We start from the raw sequence: 15,910 nt of genomic DNA on the forward strand, positions 1-15,910 counted from the left end.
GACCCGACTGGCTGGTGTCTGCAACGGTGAGGCATGATTTCGACGAACGCGGCTATCTTTTCATCCGCATTGAAAAACCTTGCATTTGACGGATGCAGTGGTGCCACGCGGCAATCCATCGTCGTGAGCCAGCCGATGCTATTGTGCTAGTTTCGCCGCACTTGCGGGTGGCTATATCATCCAAGACAGCATGAAGAAGCGTTCCGACTTCCTGTTCGGCCAGCCCGGGTGCAATTCCTGATTCGGATAATTGAACGAGAATTGCCTTGGCGGTGTTGCGCCAGAAGGCGTTCGCGTCCTCCCCGTTCTTGGACTCCAGGACCAGGGCGATCCCTTCGACCAATTTCCGCCGCCGATGCAGCGGAAATGCGCTTATGTTTGAATCGCACATCGATCACCTCACCCCTTCAGTCGCGCGAATAAGCACTGGCGGGTTAGAAAATTTGGTTAACAGCGCTCTTTTTGACGGTGGTCAGCCATGGAACAAAGCGTCCGCTGGGCTCGATGGTCGGTGCCGCAGCGGCAAGGCGAGTTCGAGTCCCCGTTGAAGTATTACGGCCTAGGCCTGACCGCAGGAGTCCGGGCACGAGTGCCAGCATGCGGCTCAGCTGGCGGCCGATCGACGCCTGAGGCCTACCGGATCGGCGTCTCGCCGCGAAACAGCGGCTGGTGCGCCCGCATCAAGGCGGCAATCCGGTCGGCGACTTTTCGTACCGGCGGCGAGTGACGTTCCTCGTGGTGGGTGACGATCCATTGGTCTGTTTCCAGCTCGGGGATAGGCTGAGCGACGCGAACCAGACGCGGATCGCTGTCACCGACGAAGCACGGGAAGATCGAAAGGCCGGCGCCGGCGGCCACCAGTTCGCGCACCGAATGGGTGTTGTTGCCGCGCACGGCGATGCGGTCGCCGTGATGGGCTTGCAGCCAGCGCGCCGAGGCAATGTTTGCCGCTTCGCCGGTGGCGCCGACGAACAACCCGGCGGCGATGCCGTTGATCAGGTGGCGTCCGGAATAAATGGCGTAGGCGACCTTGCCGCTCTGACGGCCGGCCAGCCACTGCTCGGTCGGGCGCTCGCTGCGGATGCCGATGTCGGCGGCACGGCGGCCGATGTCGACACGGTCGGTGGTGGTGACGAGCTCCACCCTTATGCCGTCATCGACCGTCCAGATCTCGCCGATATGGGCGGAAACGAAGGCTGAGGTCCATGGCCCGGCCGAGACGCGGACAATGCGGTCGGGCAGGTTTCCCTCGCGCCAGCGGGTCAGCGACTGCATTGCTGCCTCGACGTCTTCGGCGCGCCGCAGCAGTTCTTCACCGACCGGGGTCAGCCGGTAGCCTGTCTGCTGGCGCACGAACAGCGGTTCGCCGATCTGCTTTTCGAGCGCGGTGACGCGACGTCCAAGGGTGGCTGCGCTGAGGCGCGTGGTTCCCGTCGCTGCGCTCAAGCCACCCAGCCGCGCAACGTCAAGAAACAGCCTCAGATCGTCCCAGTCGATATCCATTTTGCAGAAATGAAAAACTCCTTGCGACCTTGGCTGTAGCGCGAGGCGGGCATCACAAGCAAGCATGCAGGCATTGAAGGCGTTGGACAATCCTGCCTGGAGCGACAGTGACAAGCGCCTCGGCTGGCCAAGAAGCCAGCGCCATCCTTTCGATCGCGCATGTGCTTCGCGCAGATGCTTTGCGCATTCGACCAACCCAGGCGTGGGCTTTCTGCGCGCCAAAGGAGACGATCATGTTGTATAGACTTCGACACCGTTTCGCCCGCTGGCTTGCCTATCGCCAGACGCTTGCGAGCTTGAGGCAGGCCCCAGACAGCACACTGGCGGATGCTGGCATTTCTCGCGAAGAGATCCGCGAGCATGCCCGCCATGCCAGCCTGCGTCGTTGAGAGAGGCGGGGCATGCAGATGATGACGCCCCAGACGGGGTAAGCCGACTTCTAACCCACAGCGATGCGCACGCCGGTGTCGTCGAAAAGATGCAGATGGGTGGTATCGAACTTCAGATCCACCGTGTCGCCGGAAGCCACCGGGCATTGTCCGGCGACAACCGCCAGCATGGTCTTGCCGCCGCTTGTCCTGGTGTGGACGATTGTCTCGGAGCCGAGGGCTTCCACCAGCGCGACGCGCGCCGCAACGTCTCCCTTGCCGGCACCGGCGAGGCTGATGTGGTGTGGCCGCAGCCCGAGCGTCACGTCGCCATTGGCCGCGCTGACGTTCCCGTCGATCTCGAATCCAGCTGAACCGTCCAACGTGAGGCTTGACTGGCCAGCGCCCCCGGGTGCCACCTTTACCGGCAGGAAGTTCATACGCGGTGCACCGATGAAACCGGCGACGAACAGATTGGCCGGATGGTTGTAGAGCTCGAGCGGCGTGCCAATCTGCTCGATGCGGCCGGCGCGCAGCACGACGATGCGGTCGGCAAGCGTCATCGCCTCGATCTGGTCGTGCGTGACATAGACCATCGTCGCCGACAGCCGCTCGTGCAGCGCGGCCAGTTCGGCGCGTGTCGAGATGCGCAGTTCGGCGTCGAGATTGGACAGCGGCTCGTCAAGCAGGAAAGCGGTTGGATTGCGCACGATGGCGCGGCCGATCGCGACGCGCTGGCGCTGGCCGCCGGAGAGCTGGCCGGGGCGCCGGTCGAGATATGGCGCGATTTCCAGCATCCGCGCGGCTTCGGCGATGCGCGCATCGATTTCGGCGCGCGCCATACGGGCGTTCTCCAGTCCGAAGGCCAGGTTCTGGCGCACGCTCATGTGCGGGTACAGCGCGTAGGATTGGAACACCATCGCCAATCCCCTGTCGGCGGCCGGAACGGTGGTCACGTCCTTGCCGTCGATCGCGATGACGCCGCCTGTCGGCCGGTCAAGCCCGGCGATGAGCCGCAGCAGCGTGGACTTGCCGCAGCCGGAGGGGCCGACGAAGACGATCAGCTCGCCGTCAAGGATGTCGAGATTTATGTCGTGCAGCACGCCGACCTTGCCGAAAGCCCTCGATACGCCGGTGAGTGTGATCTGGCTCATGGTAGCCTCTATTTCAGACCGGAGCCGGCAATGCCGGTGGTGATGAAGCGTTGAAGGAATATGAACACCAGCACGACCGGGATCATGGTGACGACAGTCATGGCCAGGATGTAATGCCATTGCACATTGAGTTGGCCGGCATAGGTGTTGAGACCAACCTGCAGCGTATAGACCTCCTTGCGCGACAGGACGATCAGTGGCCAGAGGAAGTCGTTCCAGCGCCAGACCACGGAAAAGATCGCCAGCACCGCCAGCGCCGGGGCGGTCAGCGGCAGGATGATGCGCCAGTAGATCTGCCATTCCGACGCCTTGTCCATGCGCGCTGCATCGATCAGCTCGTCGGGGATCGTCAGCATGTACTGGCGCAGCATGAAGACGCCCGTGGGCGTCGCCACTGTCGGCAGGATCACGCCCCATAGCGAATTGAACAGTCCCATTGCCGAGATGACCGAATAGAGCGGCACCAGAATGACGGAGAGCGGCACCATCAGCGTCGCGACGATGAGCATCATCACGGCAGAGCGTCCGCGAAAATTGTACTTCGACAGTGCGAACGCAGCCATCGAATTGGTCAGCAGCGTAATCAGGGTGGCGACCACGGTGACGAAGACCGAGTTGCGCAGGTAGAGGAAGAAGTCAAAAGCGAGGAAAGGCTGGACATAATTGTCGAGCGCGAAGGCGATGCTGCGCTTGGGCGTACGGTTCCGGATGTTGACGCGTATGATCTCGCCCGGGTTGGCGGGATCGACCATCTGCGCGACGGTGCCTAGGCGGCGCACTTCGGCGAGCACGCGCACGCTGCCGTCGTCATTGCGCACTTCGAAGAGCTGCAGCGGCTCCTCATACCCTTCCACGATCGCGTCGGCGGTGACATAGGGCAAAACAGTCGGCGGGAACTCCGCCAGCGCCGCAGGCGTCTTGAACGACGAGTTGACCAGCCACAGCGCCGGGCCGAACATGACAAGCAGCCCGCCGATCAGCCAGAACCAGGTGAAAACGTCGGTCCAGTGCCAGCCGGCGCCGCCGCGCCGGCGCAACAGAAATTCCGCAACCCTGCTCATCGCATTTTGCCCCGCTGCTCGTTGTGCCTTGCGATGCCCAACTGGATCAAGGTCAGCACGACCAGCACCGCTCCCATGAGGATCGAGGCCGCGGAGGCGAGCCCCGGATTGCGCAGCATCGAGGCGAAGCCGACCTCGTAGATGTACTGCGTGAGGAACAGCGTGCTGGTCCCGGGACCGCCTCCGGTCAGCACATAGATCTCGTCGAATATCTGCACGGCGCGGATGAGTGTCAGCACCAGCACGACCAGGAGGTTGGGCGCCAGCAAGGGCAGCGTTATACGCCAGAAGACGCGCATGGGCCGCGTGCCGTCCATCTCGGCGGCCTCATAGAGGTCTTTCGGAATGGCCTGAAGGCCGGCGAGAAGGATCAGCGCGTAGAAGCCGACATGGGCCCAGACCGACACCATGATCGCGGCGGTGAAGGCCCAGTTGCGCTCCACCAGCCAGTTGACCGGGGTTCCGCCCGCCTCGAACACCATCAGGTTGAGCAGTCCCTGCCGCTGCAGGATCCAGCGCCAGATGAGACCGACCACGACCGGCGACAAAAGCACAGGGAAGAAGAACACGGCGCGCCAGAAACTGCGCGCACGCAACTCACGGTTGAGTACGAGTGCGGTGACAAGCGCCACGGCGACCATCATCGCCACTTGCAGCACGACGAAGGCCAGGGTGTTCCAAACCGCGATCCAGAACAGGTCCTCCGTGCAGCTCTTCGGGTCGAGATAGCTGCCGCAACTGAACAGCCGCCCATACTGGTCGGCGCCGACGAAGGTGCGCTCGCCGAGGAACAGCGCCCCGCCACCGGTCATCGAATAGAGGATGTTGATGACCAGCGGAAACAGCACGAAAATGCCGAACACCAGCATGTTCGGCGCCAGGAAGAACACGGCCATGCCATTGCTGCCCGTGCGCCGTTGCAACATGCGCAGTGGCGCATCGAACAAATTCGCAAGCCAGCCGACCGGCGCCAGGATCATGGCGCCGGCGCGGGTTGCTATGCCGTTTCGGACGTCTGCCATGACACTGCCGCGACGCTACTTCGATGCCTCGGCCACCTGTGCCTTGATGTCCTCGTCGATGCGGACGAAAGCCTCGTCGAGCTTCAGCTCGCCGGCCATGACCTGACTGATGCGGGTCACCAGCGCGCCATAAACCGGAGTTCCCCATTTCCATGCCGGCAGGGCGGCGGCATTCGGCGCGATCTTGCCCGATGCCTTCAGGAAGGCTTCGAGCGACGCCTTGACGTTCTCGTCATCGGTCTTGTAATCGATCTTGCCGGCGAGAACGCCCTTGTGTGCGGGCAGGAACAGGGTGCGCTCGGTGAATTCGCGCATGATGTCCTCGCGGCCCAGGAAGTCCATCACCTTGCCGACTTCAGCGGCGTTCTTGGTGTATTTGACGGCGACCAGCGCGGCGCCGCCCGGCATGCCGGTGCAGGCCGCGGTGCCGCACGGCGAGCCCGTCGCCACCCAGTCGAAGTTCTTGCCGATCTTGCTGGCCAGGTTGGCAACCTGCCAACTGCCCGAATAATAGTAGGCAATCTGCCCATTGATGAAGTCGTCGGCCCCGGCGCGATAGGTGGTGCCCGACGCCGACACCCAGATTTCCTTGTTCATGCGGCCGTCGGCAACCCAATTGACCAGCTTTTCGGCGAAGGCTTTCGTGCCGGCGTCGATCGGCGCCGGCAGTCGATCACCGCCGATGTAGTTGGCGCCATAAGAGATGTTCGCCGCCGAGATACGATGGCCGCTGCGGTCGACGGCAAAGGCTGCGTTGAGCTGCTGGCTCTGCTGCACCTTGCCGGCGGCATCGACCCATTCGTCCCAGGTTGCGGTGTCGGCCGGGATCGGCACGCCGGCCTGTTCGAAAAGCGTCTTGTTGACGAAGCCGCCGGTCAGCGTGATCTGGGTCATGAAGCCCGGAATGACCTTGGAACCGTCAGGGCGCATCCAGTCGAACTGGTCGCCGAAATTCGTCTGCCAGTATGCTGGATCGGCAACCACAGGCGTCAGGTCGAGCCAATGATCGGCGAGTTCCTTGATGTTGGTGACGCGGGCGATATCAGGACCCCGTCCTGCCTCGAGTTCGACCGGAAGCTGCTCCTGAACAACCTTGTAGGCGACATTGTCGAGAATGACGTTGATGTCCGGATTGTCTTTCATGAAGCGGTTGAGCAGGTCCTGTATAACCTCGCCCTCGACGCCGTCCGAGTACCACATCACGCGAACGTCGCCTGCGAACGCGGTCGACGACAGAAGGCCCGCCGAAAGGCCCAGGATTATCGAATTCATTCTCATGGTTCACTCTCCTCCGCTTTTGCGGTCTTCACCGCTTGATTGTCGCTGTCCGAGCTGCTTGTCCTGCTCCTTTTGATCCTCACCTGGTTGCGATGGCGTCGGCTGCGAAGAACGTGGCTTCGCCGCTGACCTGCCAGTCGGCCGGATCGACGACACGGTCCTCAGCCTCCATGCGGCCATCCGGATGGAACAGCACGTCGCCGTATTCCGGGTCATTGACATGCAGAAGGTCGTTTTTTCCGTGGCCGAGGGCGAGCTGAGAAAACTGCGCCTCGAATTCCTCCAGCGACCCGTATTGCCGGCGCCGGCCCAAGCGGATGATCCATGCGGCATGATGGCCCGGCACCCGCAACTCGTTTCCAGCGGTCGGCCCGCGGCCGACCAGCTCGAAGGCGCTGTCGGCCTTCAGCATCGCGAAGCCATCGCCGCCGCGCGCCGAAGCGATATGTTCCTTGACCCACGCTTCATCGAACGCGCTCTGTGGGAACCAGGCATGGGTAAAGTCGGGTTGCTCGGCAGCGCAGCTGAACAGCACAACCGCCAGGTCGCGGTATTGATGCACGCGCGGCAGAGATCCGCAGCCGCCCCAGTAGGACGGCCGGCCATAGCCCGAATGAATCGTCTCGCCCGGATGGTTGATCCATATCTGCGCGTCGGGATTGCCGCCGAGGCGCAGGTGCAGCACCGTTTCCTGATAACCCCATTCGTTCCAGCGATAGGCTGCTGCGCTTCCCATGGCGAAATCGCGGGTCTTGTAGTGGTAGAGCTTGGCGATCCGGTTCTGGCCCTGCGCGAAGCACCATTCCTGCGCGTCGTCGCCGGCCATGCAGGCGATACCGGTCAGTTCTTGCGGGACGTCGAGCCCATGGTCGCGCAGGCAGAGCGCAAGCTGCGGCAGGGCGTGGAAGCGCATGCCATAGAAACCTTTGCCCCACAGCATGCGTGCAATGCCGGAAAGTTCCAGCGAACGGGCGGCGCGCAGCGTGTGTTCGTAGGAGCGGCCCTGCGCGCCGGTAAGCATGCCCTGCTGAGCCGAGCGGGCGACGATCTCGAGCAGGCGGTTGATCGCAGCCCCGGCACGCCGGCGCACATCGGCATCTGGCCCAAGCGCGTAAAGAATCGTCAATCCCTTGAGATCGATCGGGAAATAAGGCGCGGAGTTGAATTCCGCCATTTCCCATGCCTCGAAATGATCAAGCCAGGCGCGCACGCGGGCAAGGCCCACGGTCGACTGCTCCGCGCCGGTGCGCCCGCAGCGGACAAAGCGGGCATCGGGCAGGAGATGGCCGCCGAGATAAGCCGCGGTGTGAAACAGAAGCGCGTGGTTTTCGGAAAAGTACCACTGCACGTCGTTGCCCGGCTCATCCATCCAATAGCGATAATTGAGGATCGCCTCGTCAATGCGGTGACGGAGATCGACCGCGATCCTGTCGCCATAGGCACGACGGCACCAGAGCAGTGGAACCAGGATGAAATCGGCGCAGTCGTGGCAATCCTCGATCGCCGGCAGTGCAGCAGCAATGATGGCGTCGGTTTCGGCGCCGCCACGGCCGGTCGCCAGCCGCGCCAGCGCCCGCACGGTATCGGCCTCCGCGAAACTGGAGACCTGTTCCAGGGCTTCGCCGATCCTGTCGGCAAGGATGGCAGGGGCGCGGCCCTGACGCGCCGCATGACAGATCTCGACGCCGAAGACCCGCCGGGCAACAAAGCCTGAAGATAAGAGCGATACGGCAAAATGCCGGAAGTCGGCGGGAAGGTCTTCCGTGGCCGCGATCGTGATGCGTCTTGCCCCCGCTTCGATGCGGCGGCGGAAGATCACGGGCGCCTCGATCGACATGAAGTCGCCCTCGATCACGATCGCTACATCCACCGCAACCGGCAGCGCGACATCCGTCACCAGCGCCACTTCGCCGCCGGAATAAAATGGACGCTCGAAATGCATGGCGTCGAGAGCGGCTTCCATGGCCGCCGCGACGTCGCCTTTGACGGTCGTGGGCAAGACCTGTTCGGCAGTTGGGCCCCGGAGATAGTCGAGTTGGAAGAAGTAGCGTGCGTCACGCTCGGCGAGATCGTCGAACCAGATGCTGATCTCGTTGGCGCCGGCGACGAGATCGACCTCGAAATCCTGGGAAGCCTCGAGATTGCGCCCGTAGGGCGCCATCCAGCCGGCCTCTATTCCGTTGACGAACAAAACGGCGCCGCCGCAGGTGCGCAGCCGCAGCCGCGCCCGGCCGTCCGAGCCTGCGTCGAGCACGGTACTTGCCCAGGTGGCGACCACGGTCGGGCGGAACCAGAAGCCCGACAGGTCGACGCGCGGCGAGCCGAACGGAAGCCAAACACGGTCCGGCTCGAACACGCCCTGCGGCTTGGGCCGTTTCCCGCGGCGTTCGGCGGCAAACTCGGTTCGGCAGGGATATTCGTGCGGGATGAAATTCTTGTGCTTGGTCAGGAAGAAGAAGGGATCCATCTCCCCTTGCATCGGCTGATCCGCAACATCGTAGCGCTGCTCGGACGTCGTGCCGACGAGCCAGTAAACGACGGGGCCGCCGAGCGCGAGCGGCCGGCGCAGTGCAAGATCATGCGTGATCGGTTCCACGGTGTTCATCGCAGCGTCTCAACGGGCACGGGCGACACGTCGTTATAGGCCTGGTTCTCGCCCGTCATGCCCCAGACGAAGGCGTAGGGGCCGGTTCCGCTGCCCATATGGATCGACCAGGCCGGCGAGATGACACAGTCGCCATTGGCCACGATCAGATGGCGGGTATTGTCCGGCCGTCCCATCAGATGGATTACCCGATCTTCCGCCGCGAGATCGAAATAGAGATAGGCTTCCATGCGCCGCTCATGCAGGTGAGGGGGCATGGTGTTCCAGACGCTGCCCGCAGCGAGATCCGTGATGCCCATCAGCAGCAGACAGGAAGGCGCGACTTCCGGATGAATGTACATGCGCAATGTGCGCTTGTTGGCGCGTCGCTCCTCGCCGAGTTCGAGCGGCTTCGCCTCGGATTTCGTGATCAGCCGATGCTTGATGTCTGCGCCGGCCGGAACCGAGTTCATATAGAACCAGGCGGGGTGCGCGGCGCTGTCGCTTTCGAGCGTCACTTGCTTAGCGCCGCGCCCGACATAGAGCACATCGCGGTTGGCGAGCGCGAAGCGCTGCTGGTCGACGCTCACCGTTCCTGCGCCGCCGAGATTGGCGATGCCCATCTCGCGCGCGGTGAACAGATGAGGCGTGCCGACGTCCGCGCCATCGCCGAAACTCAGCGGCTCTCCGGTTGGGCACGCGCCGCCGACGATCATGCGGTCGACATGGGTGTAAGCGAAGGCGATACGGCCGGGCTCGAACAGCCGCTCCACCAGAAACTCGGCGCGCAGCCGCTCCGTCCCGTAGCCATCGATGTCGCCCGGACCGGCGCCGAAGAGAACGCGCATCGTCATGCCGCTGCCTCGTCAGCTTCGGCATGGATCATCCCCTCGGTGAGGCAGAGGATCGCCAGGGCCTGGCCGTAGCCGGTAGGCTGGATCGGGATGTCGCGGTAGAATTGGAGATCATGGCCCATGCGGGTGCCATAGGAAACGTTTCCGAGCACGCCGTTCTCGTCGATGCTGGCCAGCACCGCGTCGAGTGCGCGCCGGCCCGCCGGACCGCACGCCTTGGGCCCGACGCCCAGGCGCGCAGCTTTCATGAGACCATAGCCGATGCCGGCGGTGGCCGACATCTCCTCATAGGAGGTCGGGTCATCGAGCAAAGTGTGCCATGCTCCCGATGGCGCCTGCAGGCGCAGCAGCGCTTCGATCTGCGCTTCCAGCACGCCGAGCAGATAGGCTTCGACTGGCTTGCCGACACCACCATTTTCGATCAGGTCGAGGATGCCGACTGTGATCCAGGCGTTGCCGCGGGCCCAGAGAGCGCCGGCAAAATTATGTCGGCCGGCAAATGTCCAGCCATGGAACCACAAGCCGGTTTTCCGGTCGGCGAGATAGCGCGCATGGACGAGGAACTGGCGAACAGCCTCGTCGATGCAAGCTTGCCGGCCGGCCGCGCGGCCGTGGAAAGCGAGGAACAGGCCGGCCATGAACAACGTGTCGTCCCACAATTCGTCGTCGTTGATCTTGTCTGAGACATTGTGCTGGAACCCGCCCTCGGGCGTGCGAGGCATGTCGCGAAGCAGCCTTTCGGCCCATTGGCCGAGAGGCGTTTCCCAGCGCGGGTCGCGTGTTTCGCCCCAGAGCAATGCCAGCGCCATCATCGGAGCGGTGGTGTTGATGTTCATCGGCGGCAGGCCCGCCCTTAAATGGCGCTCGTACCAATCTTCGATTGTCTTCAAAAGTTTCGGGTCGCGATTGTGCCGCCAGAGGCAAACGAGGCCGTAGAGGCCTACACCCTGCGGCCATTCCCAGGAATCGAAGCTGATGTAGTCGCCGGCCGTGCCGTCGAGGTTGGGCTCGTCGAAACGGCCGTCATGGCGCAGGCCAGTCATGCCGCGCACGAGCAGGTCGAGCTTTGAGCGCATATCTCTCATGGACGACGCCACCACTCCTCCCAAGTTTGCGCGATGTCGGGCAAATGGGTGCCACAAGAATTTTTATTGCGCAATCTGAAATTTTTTTGCAACATGAAGGCCTGGTGAGGAAACAGCAGCCGATGGTCGTCAAGGTCGAAAGCGGAAAGCGCGGCACGCCCAGCCGGCGCGTGCGGCTCGAAGACGTCGCCGCGCGCTGTGGCGTATCCGTCAGCACGGCGTCGCGGGCGCTTGCCGGCGGCAAGGGCGTGCGCGGCGACCTTCGGTCGACGATCATCGAAACCGCCAGGAAGTTGAACTACACGATCCCCACGTCGATCGCCGGCCGCAAGGTGATCCTCGCCGCAAGCAACGCTGCGAGGATCGACTATGGCCGCAACCAGTTCACCTTCTATGTGCTCGACGGACTGAACGAGCGCGCAAAAAATCTCGGTGTCGAGCTGGTGTCGCGCTCGATCGCCGACTCCGGTGAGCAGATCGCGCTGCTCAATGAGGCAAGCCAGGACAAGAGCGTCGTCGGTTGCCTGTTTCTGACGCTTGACGACGAGGCGGTGCTGACGCTGACCGGCGGTTTCGGCAAGCCGATCGTGCTCATAAACGGCGACGACCCGGCGATGCACCATTCGAGCCTGACGCCATGCAACCGCTCGGCGGCGCATCTCGCGACGCAGCACCTGCTCGACCTCGGCCACCGGCGCATCCTGTTCCTGATGCGACGCGGGCGGCGCACGATCGAGCGTCGCTTCGAGGGCTGGCAGGATGCACTGCGAGAGCGCGGCCTGGCGGCCGGCGACCTGGCCGTGGGGGTGGCGGATTGGCTGCCGGACCTTGCGGCCGAAGCGATCGCGCGGCGCATCGAGGCGCGCGGCCTCGACTTCACCGCTGTGCTCGCCGCGGGCGACAGCCTCGCTATCGGCGCGATGATGGCGATCCGGAAGTCGGGCTACGAGGTGCCTGCCGACGTGTCGGTCATGGGCATGGATGACCTTCCGCAGGCAGCTTTCCAAAACCCGCCGCTCACGACGATGCATATCCCGATGCGCGAGATAGGCGCGGCGTCGCTCGACCTCCTGCTCGCCGATCTCGGCGGGGACCTGCCGCCGCGCCGTATCGAATTCGCCTGCCATATCGTGCAACGCCAGTCGACCGGCCCGGTTCGCGCCTGAGACGTATGGTTCACACCGCTGTCCGGGCCAGGCCATCGCTACATCGGTGTGGCCACGTTCGAACCGTCTTCGAAGCGTCCGTAACCTCCGCCGAAGAAAAGCAGAGGTTCGCCGTCTCGCAAGGTCGCGGCGGTTACGCGGGCAACGACGATCAAATGGTCGCCGCCCTCATGCCCGGAGATCCGCACGCATTCGAACCGCGACAGGCAGCCACCCAGCAGCGGCACGCCGGCATCATTCAGGTCGTGCGGGAGGCCGTCGAAGGCTTGACCGGCGCGAGCGAAGCGCTGGCTCAGCTCGATCTGCTCCGCGCCCAAGACATGAACCGCGAAATGCTCGCAACCAGCGAAGGCGGCAAAGCGCCTCGAATGCCGGCCGATCGACCAGAGCACGATCGGCGGGTCGAGGGACACCGATGCAAAGCTGTTCGCGGTGATGCCGACGGGACCATCAGGCGTCATCGTGGTGACGACGGTGATACCGGTCGCAAACCGGCCGAGCGCGTCGCGGAACTCGCGCTTGCGGTCGGGGCTGGGCACGAAGCTTTTCATCGGTTGCTGCTCGGGGTTGAGGAAGTGGTACATCAGGCGCCCTCCTGGCCAAGGGCTGCGGTGGAAGCTTCAATCTCGTTGACGCGCATTCGCAGCATCATCATCGCCGCTCCCCGGTTCCGAGCGGAGTCGGCGGGGTGATGTTCGGCACCCGGCCATAGACATGCGGCAGCGAGCAGGTGTTGATGTTCGGCAGCACGCGCTTGCCGAAGGACAAGGCCTCGTCGAGATGCGGATAGCCGGAGAAGATGAAGGCGCGGATGCCCATTTTCCGGTATTCCTCGATCTCGCACATGACTTGATCGGTCGAGCCGACGATCGCGGCGCCGCAACCGGAGCGTGCGCGGCCAACGCCGGTCCACAGATGCCGCTCGACATAGCCTTGTGCGTCGGCGCCGGCGCGGTTCTTTGCCTGGTGCGCGACGCCCAGCGATGTCGCGTCCAGTGCGCGGGCACGGATAACGCTGCCTTGCTCGTCGTCGAGTTTCGAAATCAGTTCCTCGGCATAGTCGCGGGCTTCGGCTTCGGTGTCGCGCACAATCACGTGGACGCGCAGGCCATAATCCAATGTGCGGCCATGGGCGGCTGCACGCTCGTGAACATCACGCATGCGGTGCGCCAACACGTCCTTCGCCTCCGGCCACATCAGATACACGTCGCACTGTGCGCCGCAGAGCTCGAGCGCGTCGGGCGAATAGCCGCCGAAATAGAGCAGCGGTCCGCCATTCTGTTGATAGGGCTTTGCGGGGTCGGCGGTTACTTTCCCGAATTGGTAGACCTCGCCCTGATGGTTGATTTCGTCGCGCGTCCAGGCCTGACGCAGGATCTCGATGACCTCGCGCGAACGCTGATAGCGGAAGCGGCTGTCGGCGAGTTCGCCGGGAAAGTCGGAAGAGATGACGTTTATAGTCAATCTGCCCTTTAGCATGTGGTCGAGCGTTGCGAGCGTGCGCGCCAGCATGATCGGTTGCATTTCGCCGCAACGCACCGCCGCGAGAAGGTTGATCGAATGGGTTATCGGAGCGCAGCCCGCCACGAAGGACAGAGTATCCTGGCCAACCTGGTAGGACGAGGGACACAGGATATTGCGAAAGCCCAGTCCTTCGGCTGTCTTGACGATGTCGGAGCAATGCTCCCAACTCGACCGCAGCGTACCATCCGGTACGCCGAGATAGCGGAAATCATCGGAACACAAAGCGGAAAACCACGACACTTCAGCAGCATCGAGATCTGCGGACGTCACCGGAACGACCGTCAATGTCGGCACTCCTCGTTGTCAGAGACTGGATTTCCCTGTTGCATATCATTCGTGTTTGTGTAGATCAATAGTGTATCAATTTTGTTTGGAGACAATGTGACGACGTCCAGAAACGCCTATGCGCTTCCGATGCATCAGCAGGTCAGCGAAATGCTGATTCGCGAGATCGCGGCCGGGCGGATGATTGAGGGCGAGAAGCTTCCGCCGGAGCGCGACATGGCTGCGGGGCTCGGAATAGCGGTCGGCACCTTGCGCAAGGCGCTCGGCGATCTCGAGCGCAAGGGCTTGCTCAGTCGCATCCAGGGTTCCGGCAACTACGTACGGTCGCAACCCGACGTGGCCAGTGTCTATTCGATGTTCCGGCTGGAACTCCTGGAGGGAGGCGGGCTGCCGACGGCGCGCGTTCTGTCAGTCGATCGGTTGGCGAAACCGACGGACCTGCCGGTGTTCGGGTCGAGCAGCGAGGCCCATAGAATAAGACGGCTGCGGAGCCTCGGCGGCAAGCCGGCGGCGTTGGAGGAGATCTGGCTCGACGGTTCCCGTGCGGAGACGGTTGCTGTCGAAGAACTGTCGGATTCGCTCTATCTCTACTACCGCAAGGCGCTCGGCATCTGGATCTTGCGTGCAGAGGACCGCGTCGGGGTCGGCCAAGTGCCCGGATGGGCGCCGCCTGAATTCGGCCTGGCGCCGGGCGCCGCCGCCGGCTTCATCGAGCGTACCGGCTGGATGCAGGACGGCGCCAGCGGGGAGTTTTCCAGGACCTGGTTTGATCATGGCGTCGCACGCTACGTCGCGCGGCTGCGATAAGGAACGGATATGGCGAAGCACATTTCCTACGGCATCATCGGCTGCGGCATGATGGGGCAGGAGCATCTTCGCAATATCGCGCTGCTGCCCGATGTCGGCGTCGCTTCGATTTTCGAGCCCGATGCGACGATGCGCGCCCGCGCGGCAGACCTTGCCCCGCATGCATCGATCGCCGGCTCGGTCGCGGAGGTGGCGGCCGATCCGCGCGTCGACTGCTTGCTCATCGCCAGTCCGAACCATGTGCATTTCGCGCAGCTTAGGGAAGTCGCTGCTATCCGTGCGCTGCCCATCCTGGTCGAGAAGCCGCTTTTCACCGATCCGGTCGACGCAGCCGCGGTGAAGGCGTTCGTCGCGACCTATGCCGCACCAGTCTGGGTCGCGATGGAATACCGCTATATGCCGCCGGTCGCTCGATTCATCGAGCAGGCGCAGGACGCCACCGGCGGCATCCGGATGCTGACAATCCGGGAACATCGCTACCCGTTCCTGGACAAGGTCGCCCACTGGAACCGCTTCAACCGTCGATCGGGAGGCACGTTCGTCGAAAAATGCTGCCATTTCTTCGATCTCATGCGGCTGATCCTGAAATCGGAACCGGTGAGGATCATGGCGTCGGCCGGGCAGGAAGTGAACCATCTCAACGAGCATTATGATGGCGAGACACCCGATATCTGGGATTGCGGCTACGTGCTGGTCGATTTCGCCAGCGGCGCGCGCGCCATGCTGGAACTATGCATGTATGCAGAGGGCAGCCGCTACCAGGAGGAGATCAGCGCCGTCGGTGCGCAAGGTAAAGTCGAATGCCTGGTGCCGGGTCCCGGCCGCTTCTGGCCAGCTCATCTCGGCGCGGCGCCAACGCCGCAGCTGATCGTCAGCCCGCGCGCTCCGCAGGGACCGTACACCGTCGAGATCCCGGTCGACCCGCAATTGTTGACGGCCGGCGATCACAATGGCTCGACTTTCTATCAGCATCAGCGGTTCTGCGCCGCCCTGCGAGGCGAGGGCCAGGTCGAGGTGACGCTGGATGATGGCTGGAAAGCTGTCGCCATGGGTATGGCCGCACAATTGTCGGCAAACCAGGGCACGGCCATTTCCAACCCACTCGATGCCTGCGAGAGCGCAAGATCCACGGCGTGAGCCGCCTAGAGCGGGATGAATTGAGGCTGAATCGAAAGGGGATTCCCGAAGGCGAGCAAATCAGATTCAACCTGCTGGCTGG

At 63.4% G+C, this 15,910-nt stretch carries 15 protein-coding genes; 4 read left to right on the forward strand and 11 right to left on the reverse strand.

Features of this window, described 5'->3' with window-relative positions; translation table 11 throughout:
* Positions 1–52: 52 nt before the first annotated feature.
* Both AC0L3H_RS30945 and AC0L3H_RS30950 read right to left on the reverse strand, forming a co-directional pair.
* Entirely contained in the window at positions 53–343 is a 291-nt protein-coding gene (locus AC0L3H_RS30945) for a DUF6074 family protein (protein ID WP_473588010.1), read from the reverse strand.
* 290 nt (positions 344–633) lie between these two features.
* A complete protein-coding gene (locus AC0L3H_RS30950; protein WP_473588011.1) occupies positions 634–1,503 on the reverse strand; it encodes a LysR family transcriptional regulator in 870 nt (289 codons plus the stop codon).
* 233 nt (positions 1,504–1,736) lie between these two features.
* Here AC0L3H_RS30950 and AC0L3H_RS30955 point away from each other — a divergent pair, with 233 nt between their 5' ends.
* Positions 1,737–1,892 (forward strand): YjiS-like domain-containing protein, encoded by a 156-nt coding sequence (locus tag AC0L3H_RS30955; protein WP_128173374.1) that lies wholly within the window; start codon positions 1,737–1,739, stop codon positions 1,890–1,892.
* Positions 1,893–1,942: 50 nt separating this feature from the next.
* On the opposite strand, the gene AC0L3H_RS30960 is transcribed toward AC0L3H_RS30955, so the two are convergent.
* The 7 genes from AC0L3H_RS30960 to bglB all read right to left on the reverse strand — a co-directional run bounded on the left by AC0L3H_RS30960 (position 1,943) and on the right by bglB (position 10,909).
* Entirely contained in the window at positions 1,943–3,025 is a 1,083-nt protein-coding gene (locus AC0L3H_RS30960) for an ABC transporter ATP-binding protein (RefSeq protein ID WP_473588012.1), read from the reverse strand.
* A gap of 8 nt (positions 3,026–3,033) precedes the next feature.
* Positions 3,034–4,086, reverse strand: coding sequence for a carbohydrate ABC transporter permease (locus AC0L3H_RS30965; RefSeq protein ID WP_473588013.1), 1,053 nt, complete (start codon positions 4,084–4,086; stop codon positions 3,034–3,036).
* Positions 4,083–5,108 carry a carbohydrate ABC transporter permease gene (locus AC0L3H_RS30970; protein WP_473588014.1) on the reverse strand — a complete coding sequence of 342 codons (1,026 nt, stop codon included), beginning with the start codon at positions 5,106–5,108 and terminating at the stop codon, positions 4,083–4,085. The genes AC0L3H_RS30965 and AC0L3H_RS30970 overlap by 4 nt, the downstream gene beginning before the upstream one ends.
* Before the next feature lie 15 nt (positions 5,109–5,123).
* On the reverse strand, positions 5,124–6,386 hold the full coding sequence (locus AC0L3H_RS30975; RefSeq protein WP_473588015.1) for an ABC transporter substrate-binding protein: 1,263 nt from the start codon (positions 6,384–6,386) through the stop codon (positions 5,124–5,126).
* A gap of 79 nt (positions 6,387–6,465) precedes the next feature.
* Positions 6,466–8,991, reverse strand: coding sequence for a hypothetical protein (locus AC0L3H_RS30980; RefSeq protein ID WP_473588016.1), 2,526 nt, complete (start codon positions 8,989–8,991; stop codon positions 6,466–6,468).
* Positions 8,988–9,824: a 5-dehydro-4-deoxy-D-glucuronate isomerase gene (kduI, locus tag AC0L3H_RS30985; protein ID WP_027151263.1), complete on the reverse strand. Its 837-nt coding sequence runs from the start codon at positions 9,822–9,824 to the stop codon at positions 8,988–8,990. The genes AC0L3H_RS30980 and kduI overlap by 4 nt, the downstream gene beginning before the upstream one ends.
* A complete protein-coding gene (gene bglB, locus AC0L3H_RS30990; protein WP_473588017.1) occupies positions 9,821–10,909 on the reverse strand; it encodes a beta-galactosidase BglB in 1,089 nt (362 codons plus the stop codon). The genes kduI and bglB overlap by 4 nt, the downstream gene beginning before the upstream one ends.
* Before the next feature lie 122 nt (positions 10,910–11,031).
* Between bglB and AC0L3H_RS30995 the strand changes: the two genes are divergently transcribed.
* Positions 11,032–12,075, forward strand: a complete 1,044-nt coding sequence (locus AC0L3H_RS30995; RefSeq protein ID WP_473588021.1) for a LacI family DNA-binding transcriptional regulator — start codon at positions 11,032–11,034, stop codon at positions 12,073–12,075.
* A 38-nt stretch (positions 12,076–12,113) separates the two neighbouring features.
* On the opposite strand, the gene AC0L3H_RS31000 is transcribed toward AC0L3H_RS30995, so the two are convergent.
* Positions 12,114–12,659: a flavin reductase family protein gene (locus tag AC0L3H_RS31000; protein WP_473588018.1), complete on the reverse strand. Its 546-nt coding sequence runs from the start codon at positions 12,657–12,659 to the stop codon at positions 12,114–12,116.
* 67 nt (positions 12,660–12,726) lie between these two features.
* Positions 12,727–13,884, reverse strand: coding sequence for an LLM class flavin-dependent oxidoreductase (locus tag AC0L3H_RS31005; protein ID WP_473588019.1), 1,158 nt, complete (start codon positions 13,882–13,884; stop codon positions 12,727–12,729).
* Positions 13,885–14,013: 129 nt separating this feature from the next.
* On the opposite strand from AC0L3H_RS31005, the gene AC0L3H_RS31010 reads away from it, so the two are divergent.
* Together AC0L3H_RS31010 and AC0L3H_RS31015 are read left to right on the forward strand one after the other, a co-directional pair.
* Complete coding sequence (locus AC0L3H_RS31010; RefSeq protein WP_473588022.1) at positions 14,014–14,691, forward strand: GntR family transcriptional regulator; 678 nt, start codon at positions 14,014–14,016, stop codon at positions 14,689–14,691.
* Positions 14,692–14,700: 9 nt separating this feature from the next.
* Entirely contained in the window at positions 14,701–15,828 is a 1,128-nt protein-coding gene (locus AC0L3H_RS31015) for a Gfo/Idh/MocA family protein (protein ID WP_473588020.1), read from the forward strand.
* The last annotated feature ends 82 nt before the right edge of the window (positions 15,829–15,910 follow it).

Source organism: Mesorhizobium sp. WSM4816, assembly GCF_055811535.1.

Excerpts from the sequence above, each read along its gene's own strand:
- AC0L3H_RS30950 (WP_473588011.1), bottom strand. The coding sequence starts at position 1,503 with ATGGATATCGACTGGGACGATCTGAGGCTGTTTCTTGACGTTGCGCGG.
- AC0L3H_RS30955 (WP_128173374.1), top strand. The coding sequence starts at position 1,737 with ATGTTGTATAGACTTCGACACCGTTTCGCCCGCTGGCTTGCCTATCGC.
- AC0L3H_RS30960 (WP_473588012.1), bottom strand. The coding sequence starts at position 3,025 with ATGAGCCAGATCACACTCACCGGCGTATCGAGGGCTTTCGGCAAGGTC.
- AC0L3H_RS30965 (WP_473588013.1), bottom strand. The coding sequence starts at position 4,086 with ATGAGCAGGGTTGCGGAATTTCTGTTGCGCCGGCGCGGCGGCGCCGGC.
- AC0L3H_RS30970 (WP_473588014.1), bottom strand. The coding sequence starts at position 5,108 with ATGGCAGACGTCCGAAACGGCATAGCAACCCGCGCCGGCGCCATGATC.
- AC0L3H_RS30975 (WP_473588015.1), bottom strand. The coding sequence starts at position 6,386 with ATGAGAATGAATTCGATAATCCTGGGCCTTTCGGCGGGCCTTCTGTCG.
- AC0L3H_RS30980 (WP_473588016.1), bottom strand. The coding sequence starts at position 8,991 with ATGAACACCGTGGAACCGATCACGCATGATCTTGCACTGCGCCGGCCG.
- kduI (WP_027151263.1), bottom strand. The coding sequence starts at position 9,824 with ATGACGATGCGCGTTCTCTTCGGCGCCGGTCCGGGCGACATCGATGGC.
- bglB (WP_473588017.1), bottom strand. The coding sequence starts at position 10,909 with ATGAGAGATATGCGCTCAAAGCTCGACCTGCTCGTGCGCGGCATGACT.
- AC0L3H_RS30995 (WP_473588021.1), top strand. The coding sequence starts at position 11,032 with ATGGTCGTCAAGGTCGAAAGCGGAAAGCGCGGCACGCCCAGCCGGCGC.
- AC0L3H_RS31000 (WP_473588018.1), bottom strand. The coding sequence starts at position 12,659 with ATGTACCACTTCCTCAACCCCGAGCAGCAACCGATGAAAAGCTTCGTG.
- AC0L3H_RS31010 (WP_473588022.1), top strand. The coding sequence starts at position 14,014 with ATGCATCAGCAGGTCAGCGAAATGCTGATTCGCGAGATCGCGGCCGGG.
- AC0L3H_RS31015 (WP_473588020.1), top strand. The coding sequence starts at position 14,701 with ATGGCGAAGCACATTTCCTACGGCATCATCGGCTGCGGCATGATGGGG.